At 56.4% G+C, this 19,936-nt stretch carries 20 protein-coding genes, 1 tRNA gene and 1 riboswitch; of the genes, 15 read left to right on the plus strand and 6 right to left on the minus strand.

The genetic code is table 11. The annotated features are described in order from the left end of the window. Positions 1–233 precede the first annotated feature (233 nt). Complete coding sequence (locus tag R2A130_RS04995; protein ID WP_009757683.1) at positions 234–1,196, minus strand: complex I NDUFA9 subunit family protein; 963 nt, start codon at positions 1,194–1,196, stop codon at positions 234–236. 268 nt (positions 1,197–1,464) lie between these two features. On the opposite strand from R2A130_RS04995, the gene R2A130_RS05000 reads away from it, so the two are divergent. Continuing rightward, positions 1,465–1,551: transfer RNA gene (locus R2A130_RS05000), tRNA-Leu, on the plus strand. Between the two features lie 52 nt (positions 1,552–1,603). On the opposite strand, the gene R2A130_RS05005 is transcribed toward R2A130_RS05000, so the two are convergent. From R2A130_RS05005 to R2A130_RS05020, 4 genes are read right to left on the minus strand one after another with little or no spacing between them, the layout of a single operon-like run. Then, positions 1,604–2,605 (minus strand): iron ABC transporter permease, encoded by a 1,002-nt coding sequence (locus tag R2A130_RS05005; protein WP_009757685.1) that lies wholly within the window; start codon positions 2,603–2,605, stop codon positions 1,604–1,606. 5 nt (positions 2,606–2,610) lie between these two features. Continuing rightward, positions 2,611–3,558: an ABC transporter substrate-binding protein gene (locus R2A130_RS05010; RefSeq protein ID WP_009757686.1), complete on the minus strand. Its 948-nt coding sequence runs from the start codon at positions 3,556–3,558 to the stop codon at positions 2,611–2,613. Positions 3,559–3,575: 17 nt separating this feature from the next. Continuing rightward, a complete protein-coding gene (locus R2A130_RS05015) occupies positions 3,576–4,403 on the minus strand; it encodes an ABC transporter ATP-binding protein (protein ID WP_009757687.1) in 828 nt (275 codons plus the stop codon). Continuing rightward, positions 4,400–4,807: a DUF1636 domain-containing protein gene (locus R2A130_RS05020; RefSeq protein WP_009757688.1), complete on the minus strand. Its 408-nt coding sequence runs from the start codon at positions 4,805–4,807 to the stop codon at positions 4,400–4,402. The genes R2A130_RS05015 and R2A130_RS05020 overlap by 4 nt, the downstream gene beginning before the upstream one ends. Positions 4,808–4,909: 102 nt before the next feature. Next, a riboswitch (cobalamin riboswitch) is annotated at positions 4,910–5,147 on the minus strand. Between the two features lie 286 nt (positions 5,148–5,433). Between R2A130_RS05020 and R2A130_RS05025 the strand changes: the two genes are divergently transcribed. The 7 genes from R2A130_RS05025 (at position 5,434) to R2A130_RS05055 (ending at position 13,086) form a co-directional block, all read left to right on the plus strand. After that, entirely contained in the window at positions 5,434–6,459 is a 1,026-nt protein-coding gene (locus R2A130_RS05025; protein WP_009757690.1) for a LacI family DNA-binding transcriptional regulator, read from the plus strand. 101 nt (positions 6,460–6,560) lie between these two features. Continuing rightward, positions 6,561–7,877, plus strand: coding sequence for a sugar ABC transporter substrate-binding protein (locus tag R2A130_RS05030; protein WP_009757691.1), 1,317 nt, complete (start codon positions 6,561–6,563; stop codon positions 7,875–7,877). Between the two features lie 166 nt (positions 7,878–8,043). Then, positions 8,044–8,982 (plus strand): carbohydrate ABC transporter permease, encoded by a 939-nt coding sequence (locus tag R2A130_RS05035; protein ID WP_009757692.1) that lies wholly within the window; start codon positions 8,044–8,046, stop codon positions 8,980–8,982. A gap of 11 nt (positions 8,983–8,993) precedes the next feature. After that, complete coding sequence (locus tag R2A130_RS05040) at positions 8,994–9,827, plus strand: carbohydrate ABC transporter permease (protein WP_009757693.1); 834 nt, start codon at positions 8,994–8,996, stop codon at positions 9,825–9,827. Positions 9,828–9,836: 9 nt separating this feature from the next. Continuing rightward, the gene (locus R2A130_RS05045) at positions 9,837–10,844 is read left to right on the plus strand and encodes an ABC transporter ATP-binding protein (protein WP_009757694.1); all 1,008 of its coding nucleotides are present in this window, start codon (positions 9,837–9,839) and stop codon (positions 10,842–10,844) included. Next, the gene (locus R2A130_RS05050) at positions 10,844–11,617 is read left to right on the plus strand and encodes an L-iditol 2-dehydrogenase (RefSeq protein WP_009757695.1); all 774 of its coding nucleotides are present in this window, start codon (positions 10,844–10,846) and stop codon (positions 11,615–11,617) included. The genes R2A130_RS05045 and R2A130_RS05050 overlap by 1 nt, the downstream gene beginning before the upstream one ends. Beyond that, positions 11,617–13,086, plus strand: a complete 1,470-nt coding sequence (locus tag R2A130_RS05055; protein ID WP_009757696.1) for a mannitol dehydrogenase family protein — start codon at positions 11,617–11,619, stop codon at positions 13,084–13,086. The genes R2A130_RS05050 and R2A130_RS05055 overlap by 1 nt, the downstream gene beginning before the upstream one ends. Before the next feature lie 13 nt (positions 13,087–13,099). On the opposite strand, the gene R2A130_RS05060 is transcribed toward R2A130_RS05055, so the two are convergent. Continuing rightward, positions 13,100–13,729: an acetyltransferase gene (locus R2A130_RS05060; protein ID WP_009757697.1), complete on the minus strand. Its 630-nt coding sequence runs from the start codon at positions 13,727–13,729 to the stop codon at positions 13,100–13,102. A 202-nt stretch (positions 13,730–13,931) separates the two neighbouring features. Between R2A130_RS05060 and R2A130_RS05065 the strand changes: the two genes are divergently transcribed. The 7 genes from R2A130_RS05065 to R2A130_RS05095 all read left to right on the plus strand — a co-directional run bounded on the left by R2A130_RS05065 (position 13,932) and on the right by R2A130_RS05095 (position 19,912). Then, positions 13,932–14,546: a ribonuclease D gene (locus tag R2A130_RS05065; RefSeq protein ID WP_040304660.1), complete on the plus strand. Its 615-nt coding sequence runs from the start codon at positions 13,932–13,934 to the stop codon at positions 14,544–14,546. 150 nt (positions 14,547–14,696) lie between these two features. Continuing rightward, positions 14,697–15,449: an LPS export ABC transporter periplasmic protein LptC gene (lptC, locus tag R2A130_RS05070; protein ID WP_009757699.1), complete on the plus strand. Its 753-nt coding sequence runs from the start codon at positions 14,697–14,699 to the stop codon at positions 15,447–15,449. A gap of 23 nt (positions 15,450–15,472) precedes the next feature. Then, a complete protein-coding gene (locus tag R2A130_RS05075; RefSeq protein WP_009757700.1) occupies positions 15,473–15,997 on the plus strand; it encodes an LptA/OstA family protein in 525 nt (174 codons plus the stop codon). A 114-nt stretch (positions 15,998–16,111) separates the two neighbouring features. After that, entirely contained in the window at positions 16,112–16,915 is an 804-nt protein-coding gene (gene lptB / locus R2A130_RS05080) for an LPS export ABC transporter ATP-binding protein (protein WP_009757701.1), read from the plus strand. Positions 16,916–17,041: 126 nt separating this feature from the next. Continuing rightward, a complete protein-coding gene (gene rpoN, locus R2A130_RS05085) occupies positions 17,042–18,601 on the plus strand; it encodes an RNA polymerase factor sigma-54 (protein ID WP_009757703.1) in 1,560 nt (519 codons plus the stop codon). Between the two features lie 240 nt (positions 18,602–18,841). Beyond that, the gene (gene hpf, locus R2A130_RS05090; protein WP_009757704.1) at positions 18,842–19,432 is read left to right on the plus strand and encodes a ribosome hibernation-promoting factor, HPF/YfiA family; all 591 of its coding nucleotides are present in this window, start codon (positions 18,842–18,844) and stop codon (positions 19,430–19,432) included. A 15-nt stretch (positions 19,433–19,447) separates the two neighbouring features. Continuing rightward, complete coding sequence (locus tag R2A130_RS05095) at positions 19,448–19,912, plus strand: PTS sugar transporter subunit IIA (RefSeq protein WP_009757705.1); 465 nt, start codon at positions 19,448–19,450, stop codon at positions 19,910–19,912. Positions 19,913–19,936 lie beyond the last annotated feature (24 nt).

Below are 19,936 nucleotides of genomic sequence, written 5' to 3' on the forward strand. Positions count from 1 at the left end.
TTCGGCAGTTTAGTTGCCAGCAAATGAACACCGCCTGAACAAGTGGTGTCGTCATATTAGCGAATTCTAAGCTGCAAGAGTTTGCAGCAATTTAACGCCGAGGCAGAAAGGCACAATTAGGACGTGCGGCGCATTCCGTCACGCTTTCGCGAGAATATAGGCATTACCTAACGACATGTTGCCGGATCGACACGGATTCACACCGCTTGGCCAATCCTCAAGATCAATGCAGCTTAAAGCCCGCGATTGGCCTCAAACTGACCGTGCTTGCGGAAGCGCACGAGATAGGTCGGAAGAACAGCAGAAAGCGCAGTCGGTTCAACGCCCGCATCTTCGAGTGTCCGATTTTGCGTTATAGAATCGTCGGACACTACGTTGTCGCTCTTTAGCATCTCCACCTGCCCCGGCGTGATGGGTGCGCCTGGTGCAAATTGCAGCAAGCTGCCCATGGCTGACGCAATGGGGAATGGCAGGGAAACAAGCGCTCGCTTACGGTCGATGACATCAAGCATCCGCTCCATGCACTCGCGGAAGGTCAGAACTTCCGGGCCACCCAGTTCCCACGTGCTGCCAGCTTCCAGCTTTTCATCGGCTGCATTGGCGATGGCCTTGGCAACATCGCCCACATAGACGGGCTGGAAGCGGCTTTTGCCGCCACCGATTAATGGCAATGCAGGCGCAATACGTGCCATGCCCGCAAAGCGATTGAAGAAGTCATCTTCAGGGCCGAATATAATCGACGGGCGCATGATGATCGCGTCTGGCGACGCTTTGCGAACCATATCTTCTCCAAGCGCTTTTGTGCGGGCGTAGTCGGCCTTGGATTGCTCATCAGCACCGATGGCGGATACGTGGACCATCTTCGCGCCAGCAGCAGCCGCTGCTTCGGAAACCCAACCGGCACCACGAGCTTGAAGCGAATCAAACGTCTGTTTGCCAGTGGCCGCCAAAATGCCAACTGTGTTGACCACGATGTCAGCTCCCTCAACCGCACGGTCGATAGACCAGCGGTAACGGAGGTTAGCCTGTACGAACTGGATCTGACCGACATCACCGGACGGTTGAACATGGCCTGCAAGATCCGGTCTGCGACATGCCACGCGTACCCGATAACCGCGTTCAGCCAGTTCCCGCACAACGTAACGCCCCAGAAATCCGGAACCGCCAAAAACGGTGACGAGCTTATTGGTGTACATGGGCGAAAACCTCGTCTTGTGCAGAGCTAATACAAGCTCGTGTTTTCAGCAGTCGCGCTGCCGAAGTGGATCAGATGTTGGCCTGTTTCCTAAGCGCTTTGCGTCCAAATGGAAACGGCGACGATGGTAGCGCCACACTGCCCTGTGACGTTTCCCGCAGCTTTATAACATCCCGCTGCACCTGCGTGCAGAAGATAGCCTCATAAGCTGCCATAAGTGATTGACTTGCCCCCATCCCACATCTACACGCAGGCCGGTTCGCATCTGTGCCCAGATGGCGGAATTGGTAGACGCGCTGGCTTCAGGTGCCAGTGACCGCAAGGTCGTGGAGGTTCGAGTCCTCTTCTGGGCACCAGCGACACCCCTCTATTTCGCGTTATTGCTGAAGTTGCGCATGTGCGGAACCATCATACCTTGCGCAGGATAAGCAGCACGAACAGCGCGCCTATGCTTGTGGTTACGATGCCGACGGGCAGCTCCTGCGGCATCAGGATCGTGCGAGCCAGCGTATCGCTTGCAACGAGAAGACCAGCACCAATAACAGCGGCCAATAGCGTGAGCGAGCGGTGGAGTGGCCCGACCAAGCTGCGCGCCAGATGCGGCACCATGAGGCCCACAAAGCCGATAACCCCTGTTAGCGACACGAATGCCGCTGTCGCGAACGCGCAAACGAGGAACGTGATGGCACGCATTGCAGGCACATTGACCCCCAACGTCATCGCCGTGTCATCGCCTGCCAGTAACGCATCAAGCTGGCGATGGCGCGTCTGCGCATAGATGAGAACGGCTGCAAGACCGGCTAGCGCAATAGGCAGCAATTCCCAGCGCGCCAAACCCAAGCCACCTAATGTCCAAAAGAGAACCGAATGCGCAGCGCGTTGGTCGCCTGCAAACACCATGTAGTTGGTGATCGCTGCAAACAAGAACGATACAGCAAGGCCAGCCAACACGAGACGCGCCGGGCCTTGGTCTTCCAGCCTTGTCACCAGAAGCAGCACGATGGCAGACGCCAACAAGCCTCCAACAAAGGCTGCAATCGGAAGCGTCCAGATGCCCAGCATATCGCCGGTTACGGTGATAACCAGAACCGCGCCCGCCGCAGCTCCCGATGACAGGCCGAACAAAAACGGGTCAGCAAGATCATTGCGCGTGACGGTTTGCAAAAGACAACCAACGATGCCGAGCCCTGCTCCCACGACTAACGCCAACAAGGCTCTGGGCAGCCGTAGGTCAAGAACGATCCGCATCAGCGGATGTGCATCATCTGCCGGTGACTGTCCGGTGACAGCATAGCCCAACGCTTCCATCACTACGCCGGTGGGCAAAGTTGTCGAACCCACCGCAATAGCCAAAACGGTCAACCCGATCAGGATCAGCAGACCTGAAGCAAACGTCAGCGCAAGCTTCATATCAACTAGAACGCCTCTGGATGCATGGCCTGCGCGATCTTTGCGATAGCGTCGATATTGTCAGGACCAGGCGTAAGTTCTTCATAGCGCAGCTTTATAAAGCGCTCGTTTTTGACAGCGTCAGTGTACTTCATCACCGGATGCTCTTTGAGAAACGCCAAAAGACCTTCAGCGCCATCGCCGGTTTGATAATCCAGCAGGATAAGGAATTCCGGATTAGCAGCCGCCACGGCTTCCCATGAGGTCGTTCCCCAGCTGGTGTGCATATCTGCGGTGACATTGGTGCCGCCTGCCGCCTCGATCATCGCGGTGGTGATGGCGAATTTTCCAGCGGTAAAAGGTTTGTCAGCGCCGGAATCGTAGAGAAACACGCGTTTTGCGTCAGTGTCACCTACTGACTTTTCGATACCTGCCAATTGCGTTTTCCAAGCCGAAATCAAAGCATCTGCCTCATCCTCCTTGTCGAATATCGCGCCAAGACGCTCGATATCTGTGAACAGCAAATCCATCGATGCGGGCTTGCGGCCTTTATCAAGATGGACGCAGCTTTCGGTAAGAATGATGGTTTTGATGCCCTGAGGAGCGAGCGTGTCCGGCGTCACATCACCACCCGGCTTCATGCCGTAGTACCAGCCCGCAAAAAGCGTGTCGGGAGAAGCTGCAACGAGGTTCTCAAGCGTCGGATATTTAGACGCAAGTTCAGGAATATCGCCGAGTTTTTTCTCAAATTCGGCGCTTGTTTTATACCAGCCGGTGATGCCGGTAACGCCTATCATCCGGTCCTGTAAGCCAAGCGCGAATGCCATTTCCGACATGTTGATATCGTGAACAACCATGCGTTCCGGCGTCTTGTCGAAGGTGAGCGGTTTGCCGCAATTGTCGACAGTAACAGGCGCAGCGTGAGCCGTGCCTGCCATCAATGCCATGGCCAGTGCGATCATAAATCGTGTCATTGGGACTGCTTTCAAATTCAGCTGTTGAGTGCCGAACGGTTGGATGGTCTTGCGATCTGTATATCCAGCGCAGGAATGAAACGGCTTTCACCGGGATGTTGAAAACGGTGCATCGTGACATTGAAGACGTCCTGCACCCGCTCGGGCGACAACACATCTTGCGGAGTGCCGAAGGCCGACAGTTGGCCAGCCTGCATCACCGCAACCTTGTCGGCGAATGTTTCGATCAAAGTGAGATCATGAAGCGCGACCACGACCGATATGCCCATGTCCGCAACGAGGCCGAGCAATTCCCCCCTCGCCTGCGGATCAAGATGGTTCGTCGGTTCGTCCAGCACCAAAAGTTCTGGCTGCTGGCACATGGCACGGGCAATCTTCGCCTTTTGCCGCTCACCACCTGACAAGCTATCCATACGGCTCGCCGCGAATGGGGAAAGTCCGACAGCCTCAATCGCATTATCCAAATGCGCCAAAGAAACACGGTCACGGCGATCCGGCGTCAGCGGCAAGGCACCAAGCGACACATACTGGCGAACAGTCAGCCGCCCATCCGGCTCATCGGATTGCCCGACATATGCGATGCGGCGCGCCCGCTCTGCAAAGGACATCTGGTCAAGCCGAAGACCAGAAATAAGAATGGTGCCTGAGGTAGCTTTCGCCAGCGCGGTAATCATCCGGATCAGCGTCGTCTTGCCCGCGCCATTGGGGCCGACGATGGCGACGATTTCGCCGCGCTGAACGCTCATATCCATCTCGCCCACCAACGGCTTGCCCGCAGGTGTGAGATAGCCGACGCCTGACAATTCCAGCACAACATTGGCGGTGGATGTGTCAGCAGCGGTCATTGCAACAGCTCTTCGGTAACGTGGGTCGCCAAAATGGCAGCTGGAATACGCGCCAGCGTTTTTTCAGCGAGACCAACAGGACGTTTTGTGGCCGAAGACCACCCGTCAGACAGGTCGTTATACTGACGCGCAAATGCCACGAGATCATCGATATCAGCATCGGCGTCGATATCGCCGAACAGATATGTCGTTTTGGAAGATGCCTGATAGGCCACCGTACAAGGCCTGTCACAACCGGCCATGCAGGCCACTCCGGACACGGCAAAATCATCGCCCACAACGTCGGAGGCAACATCTATAGCGCTGCGCAGTTTCTCAATAAGCGCGAGGCCGGGGCGACACTCGCTATTCTTGTGCCGGCAGGATACACAAACGGTGATTTTGTGACGTGGTCGATGGCTCATATTGCCCTCCGCATATCAACGGAGTTGGCAATGAGCCCGTGATCATTCGCAATAAACGCAGATGTTCCATCGTCGGTCTCCTTACCAGACATCCCCGTCCGGATTGAGTGAAATCACGATGGCAGGTCTCCTGACTTGCGGGTCACAGCGTATCCGAACCTTCCCAAAATCGCCTCACTCATTGGAGCGGGGTTCATTCAGTGGTGTTCTTCGGAAACGCTCGCCGCTTACAGTTGCGGGGGCAGTTACGGGTTTGGTGCCTTCTGGCTACGCCTCACCGTATTCCCTTTTCATCCCGCTCAAATCTCTTCGAGCAAGAACCATCAAGGGAAGCCTAGGCCGCATCGAAATTCGAGACAACGAAATTCGACAGTCCTCCTCAGTATGATTGAGAATGGGCTCGGCGAACGCCTGCACCTCGTTTGATGCAGCAGCCATTGAACGAGGTGATGATACTCGGCATCTGGCAAAGAGTTGCTACGTCGTGCCGACAATTGCTCCGACCCTTGACCAACGCTTTTCAGCCTATCTAATGTCAACGATAAAAATACGCGCGTAAACTATTGCTTGCGGCTTGGCGCATTGATTAAATTCAACGTGAAGAAAGTTTAGAAAGGTGCAGGCAGATGGGCGGACGTAGGGTCAATACGATGGAGGAGCTGGCGGTGGTCAGCGGAATTTCGCGACCAACACTGTCGAAATATTTCAACGCACCGGAAAGCGTACGCCCTACGACACGCAGCAAGATCGAACTTGCCCTGGAACGCTACGATTACCGGCCCAACATTTTCGCCATCAACCAGAACCGCAAACTGACCAAAACAATCGGCATCGTCGTTCCCTATTCCAGCGACCCATTCTTTGCCGAAATCATGCGCATGATTGAGCGCCGCTGCATCGAGGCAGGCTACTGGCCGCTGGTGTTCAGTGCACATGGACAACGCGACCTTGAAAACCATGCGCTGGCGACCCTTCAATCGCTCCGACCAGCAGGAGCGTTGATAGCGCCGTTGGGTCGCAGTTCCGATTTTGATAACGTCCAAAGCTTCACGTCAGAAGTTCCAACAGTCGTGTTCGACAGCAACCTGAACGTCGGCGAGGCCTTTGTTGGGCACGACAATATGCAAGCGACCAAGATGATCGTGGATTACCTTTGTCGCACCGGTGAGCCACCCTGTTTCTTTGAGATGGAGCCGGTCAATCCCAACGCAAACAAACGCCGCAACGCCTATATTGAAACGATGAAACAACTCGGTCACGAACCGATGGTCATACAGGTGGATCGTTCGGAATGGGATTTTGAACGCATCGGCCTCGAAGAAGGCAACCGCCTACTCTCCAGCTGCGCCCTGCCTTCAGAAACAGTCTTGTGCAGTAATGATCGGCTTGCGGTTGGCCTAATTGCGGCGGCCTATCAAAACGACATTCGCGTTGGATATGGCGAAGGCTGTTCGTTGCGAATTGCTGGCCATGACGACCATCCGTGGTCACAATTCACCTGCCCTCCACTCACCACTGTGGCACAGGACTACAGCTCGATTGCTGAGCGCAGCGTGGAGATATTGTTCAGCATGATCGATGGGGAATCTCCTGGTGAAAATCGGCCTGAAGTGCTGTTCCCGGGTAAGCTTGTTATGCGGGCATCGGCCTAGCTTCAAAACACCCAAAGTTTACAGGAGTAAAATTTCTCGTTGACTCCCGCATGAACGCTGCATTAGCTTTTACATTCATCATACCTTTGGGAGGAAACAGGATGAAACTCGGAAACATGATTTCCAAATCCGCACTCGGGCTCGTTGCCGGTTCGGTAATGGCACTGAGCGCAACCACTGCATTTGCAGATGGCCACGCCAAATCACTCACCATCGCGATCGTGAACAACGGTCACATGGAAAACATGAAGAAGGTCGCTGAAGCTTACACCAAAGACACCGGTGTCGAGCTGAAGTGGGTTTCGCTGGAAGAAGGCGTTCTGCGCGAGCAGGTCACGTCCGACACAGCAACCGGTGGTGGTCAGTACGACATCATCAACATCGGCATGCAGGAAGCTCCAATCTGGGGTAAAGCAGGCTGGATCGAGCCACTCGAATTCGGCGCAGAATACGATGTCGACGACATCCTGCCCGCCATGCGCAAGGGTCTCTCCTACGACGGCAAGCTCTATGCTGCGCCATTCTACGGTGAATCCTCCATGGTGATGTACCGCAAAGATCTGGCCGACAAAGCCGGTGTCACCATCGCGGACAATGACAGCTGGGATAACATCACCAAGGCCGCTGCAGCGATGCACGATCCTGACAACGGTGTTTACGGTGCTTGCCTGCGCGGCAAACCAGGCTGGGGCGACAACGCTGCCTTCATCACGACTATCGCAAACTCCTTTGGCGCGCGCTGGTTCGACAAAGACATGAAGCCACAGCTCGACTCGCCAGAGTGGAAAGCTGCGATGGACATGTACGTCAATCTGCTGGGCAAATACGGCCCTCCAGGATCCGAAGGTAACTCCTTCAACGAGATCCTGGCGCTCTTCAACGAAGGCAAATGCGGTATGTGGATCGATGCCACAATCGCTGCTTCCTTCCTGGAAAGCGATCAGGTCGCCTACGCACAGTCGCCTAACGCCGGTAACCCGGTCGGTGCGAACTGGCTCTGGGCTTGGGCAATGGCTGTACCATCGGGTACCGAGAACACCGCTGAAGCAAAAGCTTTCATCGAGTGGGCAACGTCGAAAGACTACATCAAGGCCGTTGCAAACCACCCCGACTTCGGCTGGGGCAAGGTTCCAACTGGTACGCGCACCTCGACCTACGCATATCCGGAATTCAAGGCCGTTGCGAAATTCGCATCTGCTGAGATGGCAGCTATCGACTCGGCTGCACCAGATCCCACCGAACTGAAGCCCTACACCGGCGTACAGTTCGTCGCGATCCCGGAATTCCCGGAAATCGGCAGCGCTGCCGGACAGGAGTTCTCTGCAGCTCTCTCCGGTGCCAAGACAGTTGAGGAAGCCCTCGCGGCAGCTCAGTCCAACGCGGACTCCGTCATGAAAGAAGCTGGCTACTACGAATAAGCCACGCTTCACTGCAGGACCCGGCACACGGTGTCGGGTCTTTCGGGCTCACCCCCGCTCTTCGGCGCGCTACCTTACGGTGGCGCGCCTTAAGTGGTGAGAACGTCCAAAAAATCCTAACGCAGCGGAGTTTGCGAGATCTTTGGTTTCTGGGGAGAACGATATAATGTCGAACAGAACGCTTCCGCGACTTCTGCAAGCGCCAGCAGTCATTCTACTGCTTGTATGGATGATCGTGCCGCTCGGCTTCACGTTGTTTTTCTCCTTCATTCGCTATGTCCTCAACAGCCTCAACCGGCCTGAATGGACAAGCCCGTCCATCGACAACTGGCGCGGCTTCGGCAATTACGAATACGTCCTCAATGCCAAAGACTTCTGGTTTGCGATGCAGAACAGCGTCTTCATTGTCGGCAGCATTCTGTTCCTGACCGTAATTCTCGGCGTTTTGATCGCTGTGCTCATCAACAAAGCCTTCCCCGGTCAGGGCATTGTTCGGGTGCTGCTCATATCACCATTCTTCATCATGCCCGCGGTGAACGCCGTGTTGTGGATCAACATGATCCTCGATCCGGTCCTCGGCCTGAACGGTTTGGCCATCGACGGCATTAACAACGTGGTTGCCTCACTTCAAGATGCGCCTCTTGTCGGATGGTTCTTCTCTTTGTGGACCAAATTCGAACCGATCTCTTTCCGTTCGTCCCAGAACTCCGCTTACGCCGTCATCATGATGGTGACATGGCAGTGGACACCGTTCGCGGTTCTCATCTTCATGACATCGCTGCAGTCGGAAGACGAACAGCAGAAGGAAGCCGCCATCCTCGACGGGGCGAGCAAGTGGGCGATGTTCCGCTTCCTCACCCTGCCCCATCTGGGGCGACCCATGGCGATCGTCGTCATGATCCAGGCCATTTTTCATCTGTCGCTTTACGCCGAGATCGAAATCGTCAGCCGGGGCAACGGCAACAAGAACCTGCCCTATCTGATCGGCGAATTCGCCAACAACAACATTGGCGCGGCAAGCGCCACCGGTATCTTCGCGGTCATCCTGGCCAATATCATCGCAATATTTTTGCTGCGCATGGTCGGCAAAACATTGATGGAATAGGGAGCAGGCTCATGGCTATCGTTGCACAAAATTCGAAATTCGGAACCATCGGCAGACCTGTCTTTGCTTGGGTCGTCGCGCTTATTTTCTTCTTTCCGATCTTTTGGCTCGTGTTCACCAGTTTCAAGACAGACGCCGACGCGGTGAAGCCGGAATTCCTGTTCTTCTTCACGCCGACGCTCGACAACTATCTGAACATGACCGAAAATTACGACTATTGGCGCTTCGCCACGAACTCGGTCATCACCTCGGTTCTCGCCACAGCTTTGGCGCTGGTCGTTGGTGTTCCCGCAGCATACGCGATGGCGTTCAACCCGACTAAACGCACCAAGGATGTCTTGATGTGGATGCTGTCCACCAAGATGCTGCCCGCAGCTGCCGTGCTTTACCCCATGACATTCCTGGCCAAGAGTCTCGGGATCTACGACACCCACTTTGTCATCATCTTGGTACTGACGCTGGTCAACCTGCCCATCGCCATCTGGATGCTCTTTACCTATTTCAAAGAGATCCCGAAGGACATCATCGAGGCCGGCCAGATGGACGGCGTGAACACCTGGGGCGAGATCAAGGAAATTCTCATTCCATTGGCTTGGGGCGGCATCGCTTCGACCGGATTGCTGACCTTCATCTTCTGCTGGAATGAGGCCTATTGGACCGTCCGGCTTACCACGACTGAAGCATCGACCCTGTCGGCACTCATCGAAGGCAACCGCGCTCCGGAAGGCCTGTTCTTTGGCCGCCTGTCCGCAGTCTCCGCAGCAGCAGTCGGGCCGATCATTGTATTGGGTTGGTTCTGTCAGAAACAATTGGTCCAGGGTCTCACCTTCGGCGCCGTGAAGTAAGGAAACATCATGGGACATATTGTACTTGAAGATGTGGTGAAGCGTTTCGGCGAGACCGAAGTCATCCCACCGTTGAACCTGACCATCGAAGAAGGCGAATTCGCCGTTTTTGTCGGCCCTTCCGGCTGCGGCAAGTCCACCCTTCTGCGCATCATTGCAGGCCTTGAAGACACGACCGCAGGCAAGGTGATCATCGACGGTCAAGACGTCACCGAGGTATCGCCGTCCAAACGCGGCCTGGCCATGGTCTTCCAGTCCTACGCGCTCTACCCGCACATGACGGTTCGCAAGAACATCGCCTTCCCAATGCGGATGGCGGGCATGTCCGAGGACGAGCAGAACACCCGCATCGCAGCGGCTGCAAAGTCCCTGAACCTGACCGATTATCTTGACCGCAAACCCGGCCAGCTTTCAGGCGGTCAGCGCCAGCGTGTCGCCATTGGTCGTGCCATCGTTCGTGAACCCTCAGCGTTCCTTTTCGATGAACCGTTGTCCAACCTCGACGCTGCACTTCGCGTCGGCATGCGGCTGGAAATCAGCGAGATGCACAAACGCCTGAAGACCACCATGATCTATGTCACCCACGATCAGGTGGAAGCCATGACTATGGCCGACCGCATCGTGGTGCTGCAGGCCGGTGTCATCGAGCAGGTCGGCAGCCCGCTCGACCTCTACCACACGCCACAAAACATCTTCGTGGCAGGCTTCATCGGTTCTCCCAAAATGAACCTCATCGAGGGTTCCGAAGCTGCGAAATTCGGTGCCAAGACCATCGGCATTCGCCCCGAGCATATCTCTGTAGCCACTACGCCGACGAACGGCGCTTGGAAAGGCACGGTAGGCGTAGCTGAGCATTTGGGTTCCGATACTTTCATCCACATCCATGGCGTGGAAGGCTGCGATCCATTGACGGTTCGTGCCGCCGGGGACGTTGCCGTTAAGCATGGCGACACGGTTTATCTGACACCAGACGCCGCCGTCATTCACAAATTCGGTGATGACGGACTGCGGATGTAATGGCACGACTTGGCGGGAAGTCTGCGCTGATTACTGGCGCGGCTCGTGGCATTGGTCGCGGATTTGCGCAGGCCTATATTCGCGAAGGTGCAACAGTAGCGGTTGCAGACATTGACCTTACCGCCGCGCAGGCCACCGCCTCTGAACTTGGCGATGCGGCCTATGCCGTGCATCTGGATGTCAGCGATCAGGACAGCATAGACGCAGCAATTAGCGCGGTCGTTACCAAGGCTGGCAAGTTGGACATTCTCGTCAACAACGCCGCCCTTTTCGATGCAGCAGAGACGGTCGATATCACCCGCGCAAGCTACGACAAGCTTTATGCCGTCAACGTGGCAGGCACCCTCTTCACCATGCAGGCCGCCGCCAAGCAGATGCTTGATCAGGGGCATGGCGGTAAAATCATCAACATGGCATCGCAGGCCGGTCGCCGTGGTGAAGGCCTCGTGCTGGTCTATTGCTCCACCAAAGCCGCCGTTATTTCCATGACGCAATCGGCGGGCCTGAACCTCATCAAACACGGCATCAACGTCAACGCCATCGCCCCCGGCGTGGTCGACGGCGAGCATTGGGAACACGTCGATTCCATGTTCGCTAAGCTGGAAAACAAGAAGCCCGGCCAGAAGAAAGCTGAAGTTTCAGCCAGCGTTCCTGCCGGACGTTTCGCAACACCTGACGATCTCACCGGCATGGCCGTATTTCTCGCATCAGCCGAATCCGACTACATTGTTTCGCAAACCTACAATGTCGACGGCGGCCAGTGGATGAGCTGATGACACTGAAATTATCCAATTCCACGCTCCCATCGCTGCCCGATAATGTTGCCGTTCCAAGCTACGACCGAAGCGCGCTGACCCGTGGCATCTTGCATATCGGCCTCGGCAATTTTCACCGCGCCCACCAAGCCATCTATCTCGACCGCCTGTTCGATATGGGCCACGACCATGATTGGGCGCTGGTCGGCGCAAGCCTGCGCGGAAACGATGAAGCCATCCGCGCGGATTTGGCCGCACAAGACTGGCTGACCACCGTCGTCGAACTCGACCCCAATGGCTTTTCCGCCCGCGTGTGCGGCGCGATGATCGACTATGCAGAAACCCACCCCGACGCCGTGGTGGCGGCCATGACCGACCCGGCCATCCGCATCGTATCGCTTACGATCACCGAAGGCGGCTATTACATCGACGCCACGACCGGGGGCTTCGAAGCAGGACATGTCGATGTGGCCGCAGACGCTGCCTCTCCCGACGCCCCGAAAACTGTTTTCGGATGCATCCTGAAAGCCCTGCGCGCGCGCCGCGATGCCGGCACCGCCCCTTTCACGATCATGTCCTGCGACAATCTTCCTGAAAACGGACACGTAGCCCGCGCCACCACGCTGGGCCTTGCCGCGTTGCAGGATACGGCATTTGCCGGATGGGTGGATAACAACGTCGCCTTCCCCAACTCCATGGTGGATTGCATCACGCCCGCCACCTCGCAACGCGAAATCGACATGGTGGCAGATGAATTCGGCATTGCCGATGCCCGCCCCGTAGCCTGCGAACCGTTCCGCCAGTGGGTGATGGAAGACACTTTCACCAACGGTCGTCCCGCACTGGAAAACGTGGGCGTGGAGTTCGTCACCGACGTCGCTCCATACGAGTTGATGAAGCTGCGTATTTTGAACGGCGGCCACGCAACGATCGCCTACCCTGCCGGTCTTCTCGACATCCATTTCGTCCATGACGCAATGCTCCATCCGCTCGTGTCCGACTTCCTCGCCAAGCTGGAGCGCGAAGAAATCGTGCCCACCGTGCCGGATATTCCTGGCGTTTCGAAGACCGACTATCTGGCCAAGGTGACAGAGCGTTTCTCGAACTCCGCCATCGGCGACACGATCCCGCGCCTGTGTTTTGACGGCTCAAACAGACAACCGAAATTCATCCTACCAGTCGTCGAGGCCCGTCTTGCAGCTGGTGATTCCGTCCACGGCCTCGCGCTAGAATCCGCACTTTGGTGCCGTTACTGCTACGGCGTAACAGAGGGCGGAAACCCTGTCGCGCCCAACGATCCCGATTGGGAAAACCTGAATCGCCAGGCCGTGCTTGCCAAAGAAAATTCCAACGCTTGGCTGAAAATGACCGAAATCTATGGCGCGCTCGCACAACAATACGCGTTCGCAGAAGCCTTCGATACAGCGCTCACCTCCATCTGGCGCGATGGTACGGCAGCAGTTCTGGAAGCGTATATCGCAGCCTAAACTACCGCGATTTTCAGATCGGTTTTGCCGGAACGCCCACAACGGTTGTTCCAGATGGCACATCGTTGACCACAGCAGCGCCTGCTCCAACAACCACATCATCACCAATCGTAATGCTTTCACGAACCACGGCGCCGATACCGATCCAGCTTCGCGCACCGATTGTAACGCCACCCGCAATAGCAGCACGTGGCGACAGGTGAACCGCATCGGCAAGGCGGCAATCATGCTCCACCACTGCCCCGGAATTCACGATGACACCCTGCCCCAATTCGGCACGGGCATTCACGACACCACCAGCCAGCACCACAGTGCCGTCGCCAATTTTGGCCAACCGGCTAATGGAACATTTCTGGTGAAATATCGCTGGGTAATCGACCCCGGCACCAAGCAATGCAGCAAGAAATTTTCCGCGCAAAGCGTTGTCACCAATCGCAACATGGGCACTTCCACCCCGCGCAGCGATGGTAGCCACCGGATCAACGGTTAGCTCGAACGACCAGTCGGAAGGTAATGCCACCAACGGTTCCGCATCTGCGTAGAGACAGATTGCAGAATATCCGGCGTCGCCTGCACAGTCAGCCACCACAGCAGCATGACCGCCGGCACCAAGAATATGAAGTGTATCGCCGCCGCCGTTCATACCCAGTTCCCCATCAATCACTCATCGCCACACACGAACACTCACGCACACCAGCAATAATTGCACGTAAACGAGCCGTGATTATCCCCCGATGCGGCGTTCATGGTTATTCAAATGCAACCCTTTTCCTGTATGCTTTTCGTGCGGCTTTCGATTTCTAACCGCACTTAAAGTGTGCCACATGCCCGAAAAGCAATTTTCCATGACAATTCGCCTGCATAAAAACGATCTGCCCGATCTGTCGAATTATTCCGACAGCGTCGCCATCGACACCGAAACTCTGGGCCTGCGCCCCCGCCGCGACCGCCTTTGTGTAGTGCAGCTTTCGCCCGGTGACGGCACGGCAGACGTGGTGCAAATCGAAAAAGGCCAGACCAGTGCTCCCAATATCGAGAAACTTCTGGTCGATACGAACGTGCAGAAGATTTACCACTACGGGCGCTTCGATATAGCCGTTTTATACCACGCATTCGGCGCGCTCTCGGACAATAATTTCTGCACCAAAATCGCCTCGCGCCTCACCCGTACCTATACGGACCGTCACGGACTTAAGAACCTCACCCACGAATTGATTGGCGTTGATCTGTCCAAGGTCCAGCAGTCTTCCGATTGGGCAGCAGAAGAATTGACAAAGGCGCAGCAGGCTTACGCCGCCTCCGATGTACTTCACCTTCATGCTCTTCGTGATGCGCTGCTCAAGCGGCTGGCCCGCGAAGATCGCCAGCATCTGGCAGACGAGTGTTTCAAATTCTTGCCCACCCGCTGCCTGCTGGACCTTGCAGGCTGGGAAGACACCGACATCTTCGCACACAGCTAGGCAGGCGCGACTAAAGGAGACAGGAACATATTCGCACCGCAAATCTCCGCTACGCACAACATCATTAGGGGCAAAGCTGCGTGGGCGACGCGGCAGGGCAAGCAGACAAGGTGGCGGTGAATTGACCACAGCCGCATTCAGGAACAAGTCATGACCAGCGGCACGATCACAGCGCATCTCGACATGCCTGCCGCTGCGCAGAATATCACAGCCGCGCCTGCCGTTCAGACACAAACCGCACCCGCAGCAAACCGACGAACTCCGGAAGACTTCGCCCGTGCCCAACGCCATTCGGTCGCTGTTCGCATTTCCCGCTGGGCGCTGCCCGGTGTAGCCACGTTCATGGTGCTGGTTTTCGCAGGCCAGACGCTTTGGAATTGGACCCCGCTTGGTAACATTCAAGTCCTTTCCTCCGCCATCAGCAACGGCAAACTGGTCATGGAGGAGCCCAAGATGAAAGGCTTCGATGCCAACAAACGCCCCTATGACGTGAAGGCCGCCCGCGCGGTGCAAGACCTGACCAAGCCCGGCTTTGTAGAACTGACTGCCATCGACGCCAAGCTCCCCATGGACGCAAACTCATTTGCCCAAGTCGATGCAGGCTCCGGCGTGTACGACCAAAAGGCAGAAACCATGCGCCTGTTCGACAGTGTGGTCATCACCGGCGCACGCGGTATGGATATTCGCCTTGATGACGCCGAGATCGACATCAAGTCTGGCTCAATGAAGTCCGACAAGCCGGTCACCGTTGTGCGTGGCGAAACAACGATCGACGCAGCTTCGGTCGAAGTGCAAGACAATGGTAAGCGTGTTCTGTTCAAAGAACGTGTGAAAATGATCATCAACAAGCCTATCAAACGCGGTGAGCCTTCCATTCCCTCGGCTGCCCCCGCCACCAACTGAACCGAGTTTTGAAAGAGCACATCGTGATCAGAACAACTCTTCTAGCCCTTGGCCTTGCAGCCGCCGTTGCAACCTCCGCCCTCGCCCAGGTTTCCGGCGCCGCTTTCGATGGCTTCCGCTCCAACGGCAAAGATCCGATCCAGATCGAAGCAGATTCGCTTGAAGTGTTGGATGAGCAGAACAAAGCCGTTTTCAACGGCAACGTCGTCGTCGTGCAGGGCAAAAGCACCATGACCACCAGTAAGTTGATCGTCACCTACGGTGCCGGTGGCCAAGGCACTCAACGGGATGTGCAGAAACTTGAAATGTTCGAAGGTCTGGTTGCGACGTCCGAAGAGAATACGGTCACCGCCGACAAAGGAATTTACATAACAGCGACCGAACAAATCACGCTCACCGGCAAAGTCGTTGTCAGTCAAGGCGCTGACAATGTCGCAACCGGCTGCAAGCTGGTTGCGAATCTGAACAATAACCAAGCTCGCATGACCGCTTGTCCGAAGGGGCGCACTACGGTGACCTTCACCCCCGGCACCCAGAAAAAGAACTAGGCCCCACACTTGTCCGTCTCTGACACCGCCATACCCGCTCCACCTGTTAAGCCGAAGAAGCGCGAACGAGCTATTGCACTCTTGCGCGATAAGCTGCCTGCACTGCCGGCAAGGATGCGCAAAAAATCCACCCTGCAGGAAGACCATTCTGCCGCACCGCACCCTCCCGGCACACCCATCGAGCCTCGTGCCCGCGATGGTGTTCTGCTCGCGCGTGGTTTGAAAAAAACCTACAAAGGCCGCACCGTGGTGGATGGTGCCAGCCTCGGCGTTCGGCGTGGCGAGTCTGTTGGACTGCTCGGCCCCAACGGCGCGGGCAAAACCACCTGTTTCTACATGATCACCGGTCTCGTTCAGCCTGACGAAGGCAAGATCGAGCTGGACGGCCATGACGTCACCCACATGCCAATGTACCAGCGCTCCCGCCTCGGCATCGGTTATCTGCCGCAGGAAGCTTCGATTTTTCGCGGCCTTTCGGTCGAGGACAACATCAAAGCCGTCCTTGAAGTGGTCGAAAAAGATCGCTCAAAACGCGCTGAGCAACTCGACTCGCTGCTAGACGAATTCAAGATCGGCCACTTGCGCAAATCGCCTTCCATCGCCCTGTCTGGCGGTGAACGTCGCCGCCTCGAAATCGCCCGTGCGCTGGCATCGCGTCCAGCCTTCATGCTGCTCGATGAGCCTTTTGCTGGCGTCGACCCCATCGCGGTGGGCGATATCCAGGATCTCGTTCGCCATCTTACCAAGCGTGGCATCGGCGTTCTCATCACCGACCACAATGTCCGCGAGACGCTCGGTCTGATTGATCGGGCCTATATTATCGCCTCCGGTCAGGTGCTTACCCATGGGTCGCCGCAAGAGATCGTTAACAATCCTGACGTTCGGCGGCTGTATCTGGGCGATCAATTCACACTTTGATGTCGACTAGCTTGCTAGAACGAACCCACAAAGCGTAAACTGGCACGGAACTTGCCGCAGCCTTAAAGCTGTTATGCAAGCGCTGGCCAAGGCCGCTGACCGTTTTGGTATTGGGTACGGGCATCTATGATCGGACTTTCTCAAAAGCTGAAGTTGAGACAGGGACAAACGCAGTCTCTCGTCATGACGCCACAGCTGAGTCAGTCGATCAAACTGCTGGCCATGTCGAATATCGAGCTCGACGCCTTCATCGACGAGCAGTTGGAAAAGAACCCTTTTCTTGAACGCGCTGAAAACGGTGCCGACGACAGGCGCAGTGACGTTCCAGAATCAACGTCATCCAATGAACGCGAACCTTTGAGCGCATTATCGCTTGAACTTGACGTGAGTGCTCAAACTCTTGCCGACAATCTTGGTACCAGCCTGGAAAACGTCTTTCCCGACGAGCAGGATTACCGCAACGATCGCACATCGGTGGGCAACGAGGATAAATCGGCATCCGTAAGCGGCGGCCTTGCGATTTCGTCTGCATCATCCAGCGATGACTGGGATATTGCAGAGCGTGCAACTACAGCACCCAGTCTTCACGACCACCTCCACGAGCAGCTTTCGTTGATGCGATGCGAGCTAAAGGTCCGATTTTTCGTTCAAACGATGATCGAATTCGTCGATGATGGTGGCTACCTTCAACTCGATCTACTGGCGCTGACAGAGCGCTTGGACAGCACCGAAGAGGTAGCCAACACCGCTATCGACCTGCTGCAAAGCATGGACCCGTGCGGCGTTGGTGCCCGCGATTTGCGCGAGTGCCTGACGCTGCAATTGCGCGAACGCGGCCGTTTCGATCCTGCAATGGCCAGCCTCATCGATAATCTTCCGCTTCTCGCCCGCCGCGACTACGCAGCGCTCGCGAAATTGTCGGGTCTCGACGCCTCCGACATGCGCGCTGCAGTTCTGGAAATTCAGGCGCTGGACCCGAAGCCCGGCACCGCATTTTCCAGCCAAGCCACGCAACACGTCGCACCGGATGCCGAGGTCCGCGAAGCGTCAGACGGCAGCTGGATTGTCGAGCTCAATAGCGAGACCCTGCCCCGCGTTTTGGTGAACGAAACTTATCTCACCCGTGTCGACCGCGACTGCGCCAAGGGCGCACGACCCACCGAAGCCCATGAATTCGTGCAACAATGCGCGGCCGACGCCAACTGGCTGACCCGCAGTCTCGATCAACGCGCCAACACCATTCTCAAAGTCTGCAAGTCTATCGTTTCCCGTCAGGATGCCTTTCTCATCCACGGCATAGACCATTTGCGCCCCATGACGCTGAAACAGGTGGCCGAAGACATTTCCATGCACGAATCCTCCGTCAGCCGTGCCACTTCGAACAAATATCTCATGACCCCGCGCGGCCTGTTCGAGATGAAATATTTCTTCACCACGGCATTGGGCGCGACTGAAGGCGACGATGGCAGCGGCCATTCCGCCGAAGCCGTTAGGGCGCAGATTCGCACCCTTATCGACGCCGAAACCGCCCGCACAGTTCTCAGCGACGACGCAATAGTCGAAGCATTGCGCGGGCGCGGCGTAGATATTGCCCGTCGCACAGTCGCAAAATATCGCGACGCAATGGCAATTCCTTCCTCCGTACAACGCCGCCGCGAAAAGCGAGCCATCGAACAAGCGGGCTGAGAATAGGGAGGGTGACGCGAACAGGGTTTGTTGACAGCGGCCACCACTTTTCCTAAATCGCCGCCCAACGCGGGTCTCGCCCCACCCATCCGAACAAGCCGATAGTGATTTGCCGTGACCCGAGCGAGTTCGGGCACCGGAATTTTTGCATTGTCAATCTGTACCGCGACAGTCGTGGGGCTTAAATTGAGACTCGTGTCGTGGCCGCTTCGGCCGTGACGAAGAAGAAGGAAGCACCGCATGAGCCTGCGTATCACCGGAAAACAGATGGATATCGGCGACGCCCTGAAGGGCCGTATCGAAGATCGTATCAACGACGCTGTGGACAAATATTTTGGTCACGGATTCTCCGGTCACGTTGTTATGGAAAAACAAGGCTCCTTCTTTATCGCCGATTGCATGGTGCATCTGGACTCCGGCGTCGTGCTGCAAACCAGCGCCCGTGAGCCCGATGCACATGGCGCATTCGACCATGCTGCAGACCGCATCGAAAAACGCCTGCGCCGCTACAACCGTAAACTCAAAGACCACCACAACGACCGCCAATCCATGGAACAGGCCGAAGTCGCCTATTCCGTAATGCAGACACCCGGTGGAGACGAAGAACTCGAGCAAGACTCAGCCCCTCTGGTGATCGCAGAATCAGGTACAACCGTGCGCACACAAACCGTGGCCATGGCCGTCATGCAGTTGGAATTGATGGACGATCCCGTCAACGTGTTCCGCAACGCAGGTTCCGGTGACATTAACATCGTCTACCGCCGCGCGGATGGAAATATTGGCTGGGTCGATCCATCAAAAGGCGCTGCTAAAAGCGCAACAGCAGCGTAACGGACAGCGCCTAACATGGAACTCCAGAACATCCTTTCGCGCGATAGCGTCGTGACGCACCTGAAGGCTGGCTCCAAGCGCCAGCTTCTTCAGGAGCTTGCCGTTATTGGCGCGCGTCTCGTCGATCGCGACGAACACGATGTTCTGGAAATCCTGCAGCAGCGTGAAAAGCTTGGTTCCACAGGCGTTGGTAACGGTGTCGCCATTCCACACGGCAAACTGGCGGGCATCGAGAAGATTGTCGGCGTCTTCGCCCGTCTGTCTAAGCCTCTCGATTTCGATGCAATGGACGATCAGCCTATCGACATAGCCTTCATGTTGCTGGCTCCGGAAGGCTCCGGTGCCGACCACTTGAAAGCCTTGTCGCGCGCCGCCCGTCTGTTGCGCGACGGAGAGAAACTGGCCGAAATCCGTGCCAGCGAAGACCCGTCCCGCATTTTCGATCTGCTTATCGCCGAACCCCGCGCCAACGCGGCCTGATCTTGGGCAGTTGCGGTTGTCTCG

This window comes from Ahrensia sp. R2A130 (assembly GCF_000179775.1).
Classification (GTDB): domain Bacteria; phylum Pseudomonadota; class Alphaproteobacteria; order Rhizobiales; family Rhizobiaceae; genus Pseudahrensia.

What these genes read in the sequence shown, in the direction of transcription:
- R2A130_RS04995 (WP_009757683.1), bottom strand. Translation starts at nt 1,196, where the DNA reads ATGTACACCAATAAGCTCGTCACCGTTTTTGGCGGTTCCGGATTTCTG.
- R2A130_RS05005 (WP_009757685.1), bottom strand. Translation starts at nt 2,605, where the DNA reads ATGAAGCTTGCGCTGACGTTTGCTTCAGGTCTGCTGATCCTGATCGGG.
- R2A130_RS05010 (WP_009757686.1), bottom strand. Translation starts at nt 3,558, where the DNA reads ATGACACGATTTATGATCGCACTGGCCATGGCATTGATGGCAGGCACG.
- R2A130_RS05015 (WP_009757687.1), bottom strand. Translation starts at nt 4,403, where the DNA reads ATGACCGCTGCTGACACATCCACCGCCAATGTTGTGCTGGAATTGTCA.
- R2A130_RS05020 (WP_009757688.1), bottom strand. Translation starts at nt 4,807, where the DNA reads ATGAGCCATCGACCACGTCACAAAATCACCGTTTGTGTATCCTGCCGG.
- R2A130_RS05025 (WP_009757690.1), top strand. Translation starts at nt 5,434, where the DNA reads ATGGGCGGACGTAGGGTCAATACGATGGAGGAGCTGGCGGTGGTCAGC.
- R2A130_RS05030 (WP_009757691.1), top strand. Translation starts at nt 6,561, where the DNA reads ATGAAACTCGGAAACATGATTTCCAAATCCGCACTCGGGCTCGTTGCC.
- R2A130_RS05035 (WP_009757692.1), top strand. Translation starts at nt 8,044, where the DNA reads ATGTCGAACAGAACGCTTCCGCGACTTCTGCAAGCGCCAGCAGTCATT.
- R2A130_RS05040 (WP_009757693.1), top strand. Translation starts at nt 8,994, where the DNA reads ATGGCTATCGTTGCACAAAATTCGAAATTCGGAACCATCGGCAGACCT.
- R2A130_RS05045 (WP_009757694.1), top strand. Translation starts at nt 9,837, where the DNA reads ATGGGACATATTGTACTTGAAGATGTGGTGAAGCGTTTCGGCGAGACC.
- R2A130_RS05050 (WP_009757695.1), top strand. Translation starts at nt 10,844, where the DNA reads ATGGCACGACTTGGCGGGAAGTCTGCGCTGATTACTGGCGCGGCTCGT.
- R2A130_RS05055 (WP_009757696.1), top strand. Translation starts at nt 11,617, where the DNA reads ATGACACTGAAATTATCCAATTCCACGCTCCCATCGCTGCCCGATAAT.
- R2A130_RS05060 (WP_009757697.1), bottom strand. Translation starts at nt 13,729, where the DNA reads ATGAACGGCGGCGGCGATACACTTCATATTCTTGGTGCCGGCGGTCAT.
- R2A130_RS05065 (WP_040304660.1), top strand. Translation starts at nt 13,932, where the DNA reads ATGACAATTCGCCTGCATAAAAACGATCTGCCCGATCTGTCGAATTAT.
- lptC (WP_009757699.1), top strand. Translation starts at nt 14,697, where the DNA reads ATGACCAGCGGCACGATCACAGCGCATCTCGACATGCCTGCCGCTGCG.
- lptB (WP_009757701.1), top strand. Translation starts at nt 16,112, where the DNA reads ATGCGCAAAAAATCCACCCTGCAGGAAGACCATTCTGCCGCACCGCAC.
- rpoN (WP_009757703.1), top strand. Translation starts at nt 17,042, where the DNA reads ATGATCGGACTTTCTCAAAAGCTGAAGTTGAGACAGGGACAAACGCAG.
- hpf (WP_009757704.1), top strand. Translation starts at nt 18,842, where the DNA reads ATGAGCCTGCGTATCACCGGAAAACAGATGGATATCGGCGACGCCCTG.
- R2A130_RS05095 (WP_009757705.1), top strand. Translation starts at nt 19,448, where the DNA reads ATGGAACTCCAGAACATCCTTTCGCGCGATAGCGTCGTGACGCACCTG.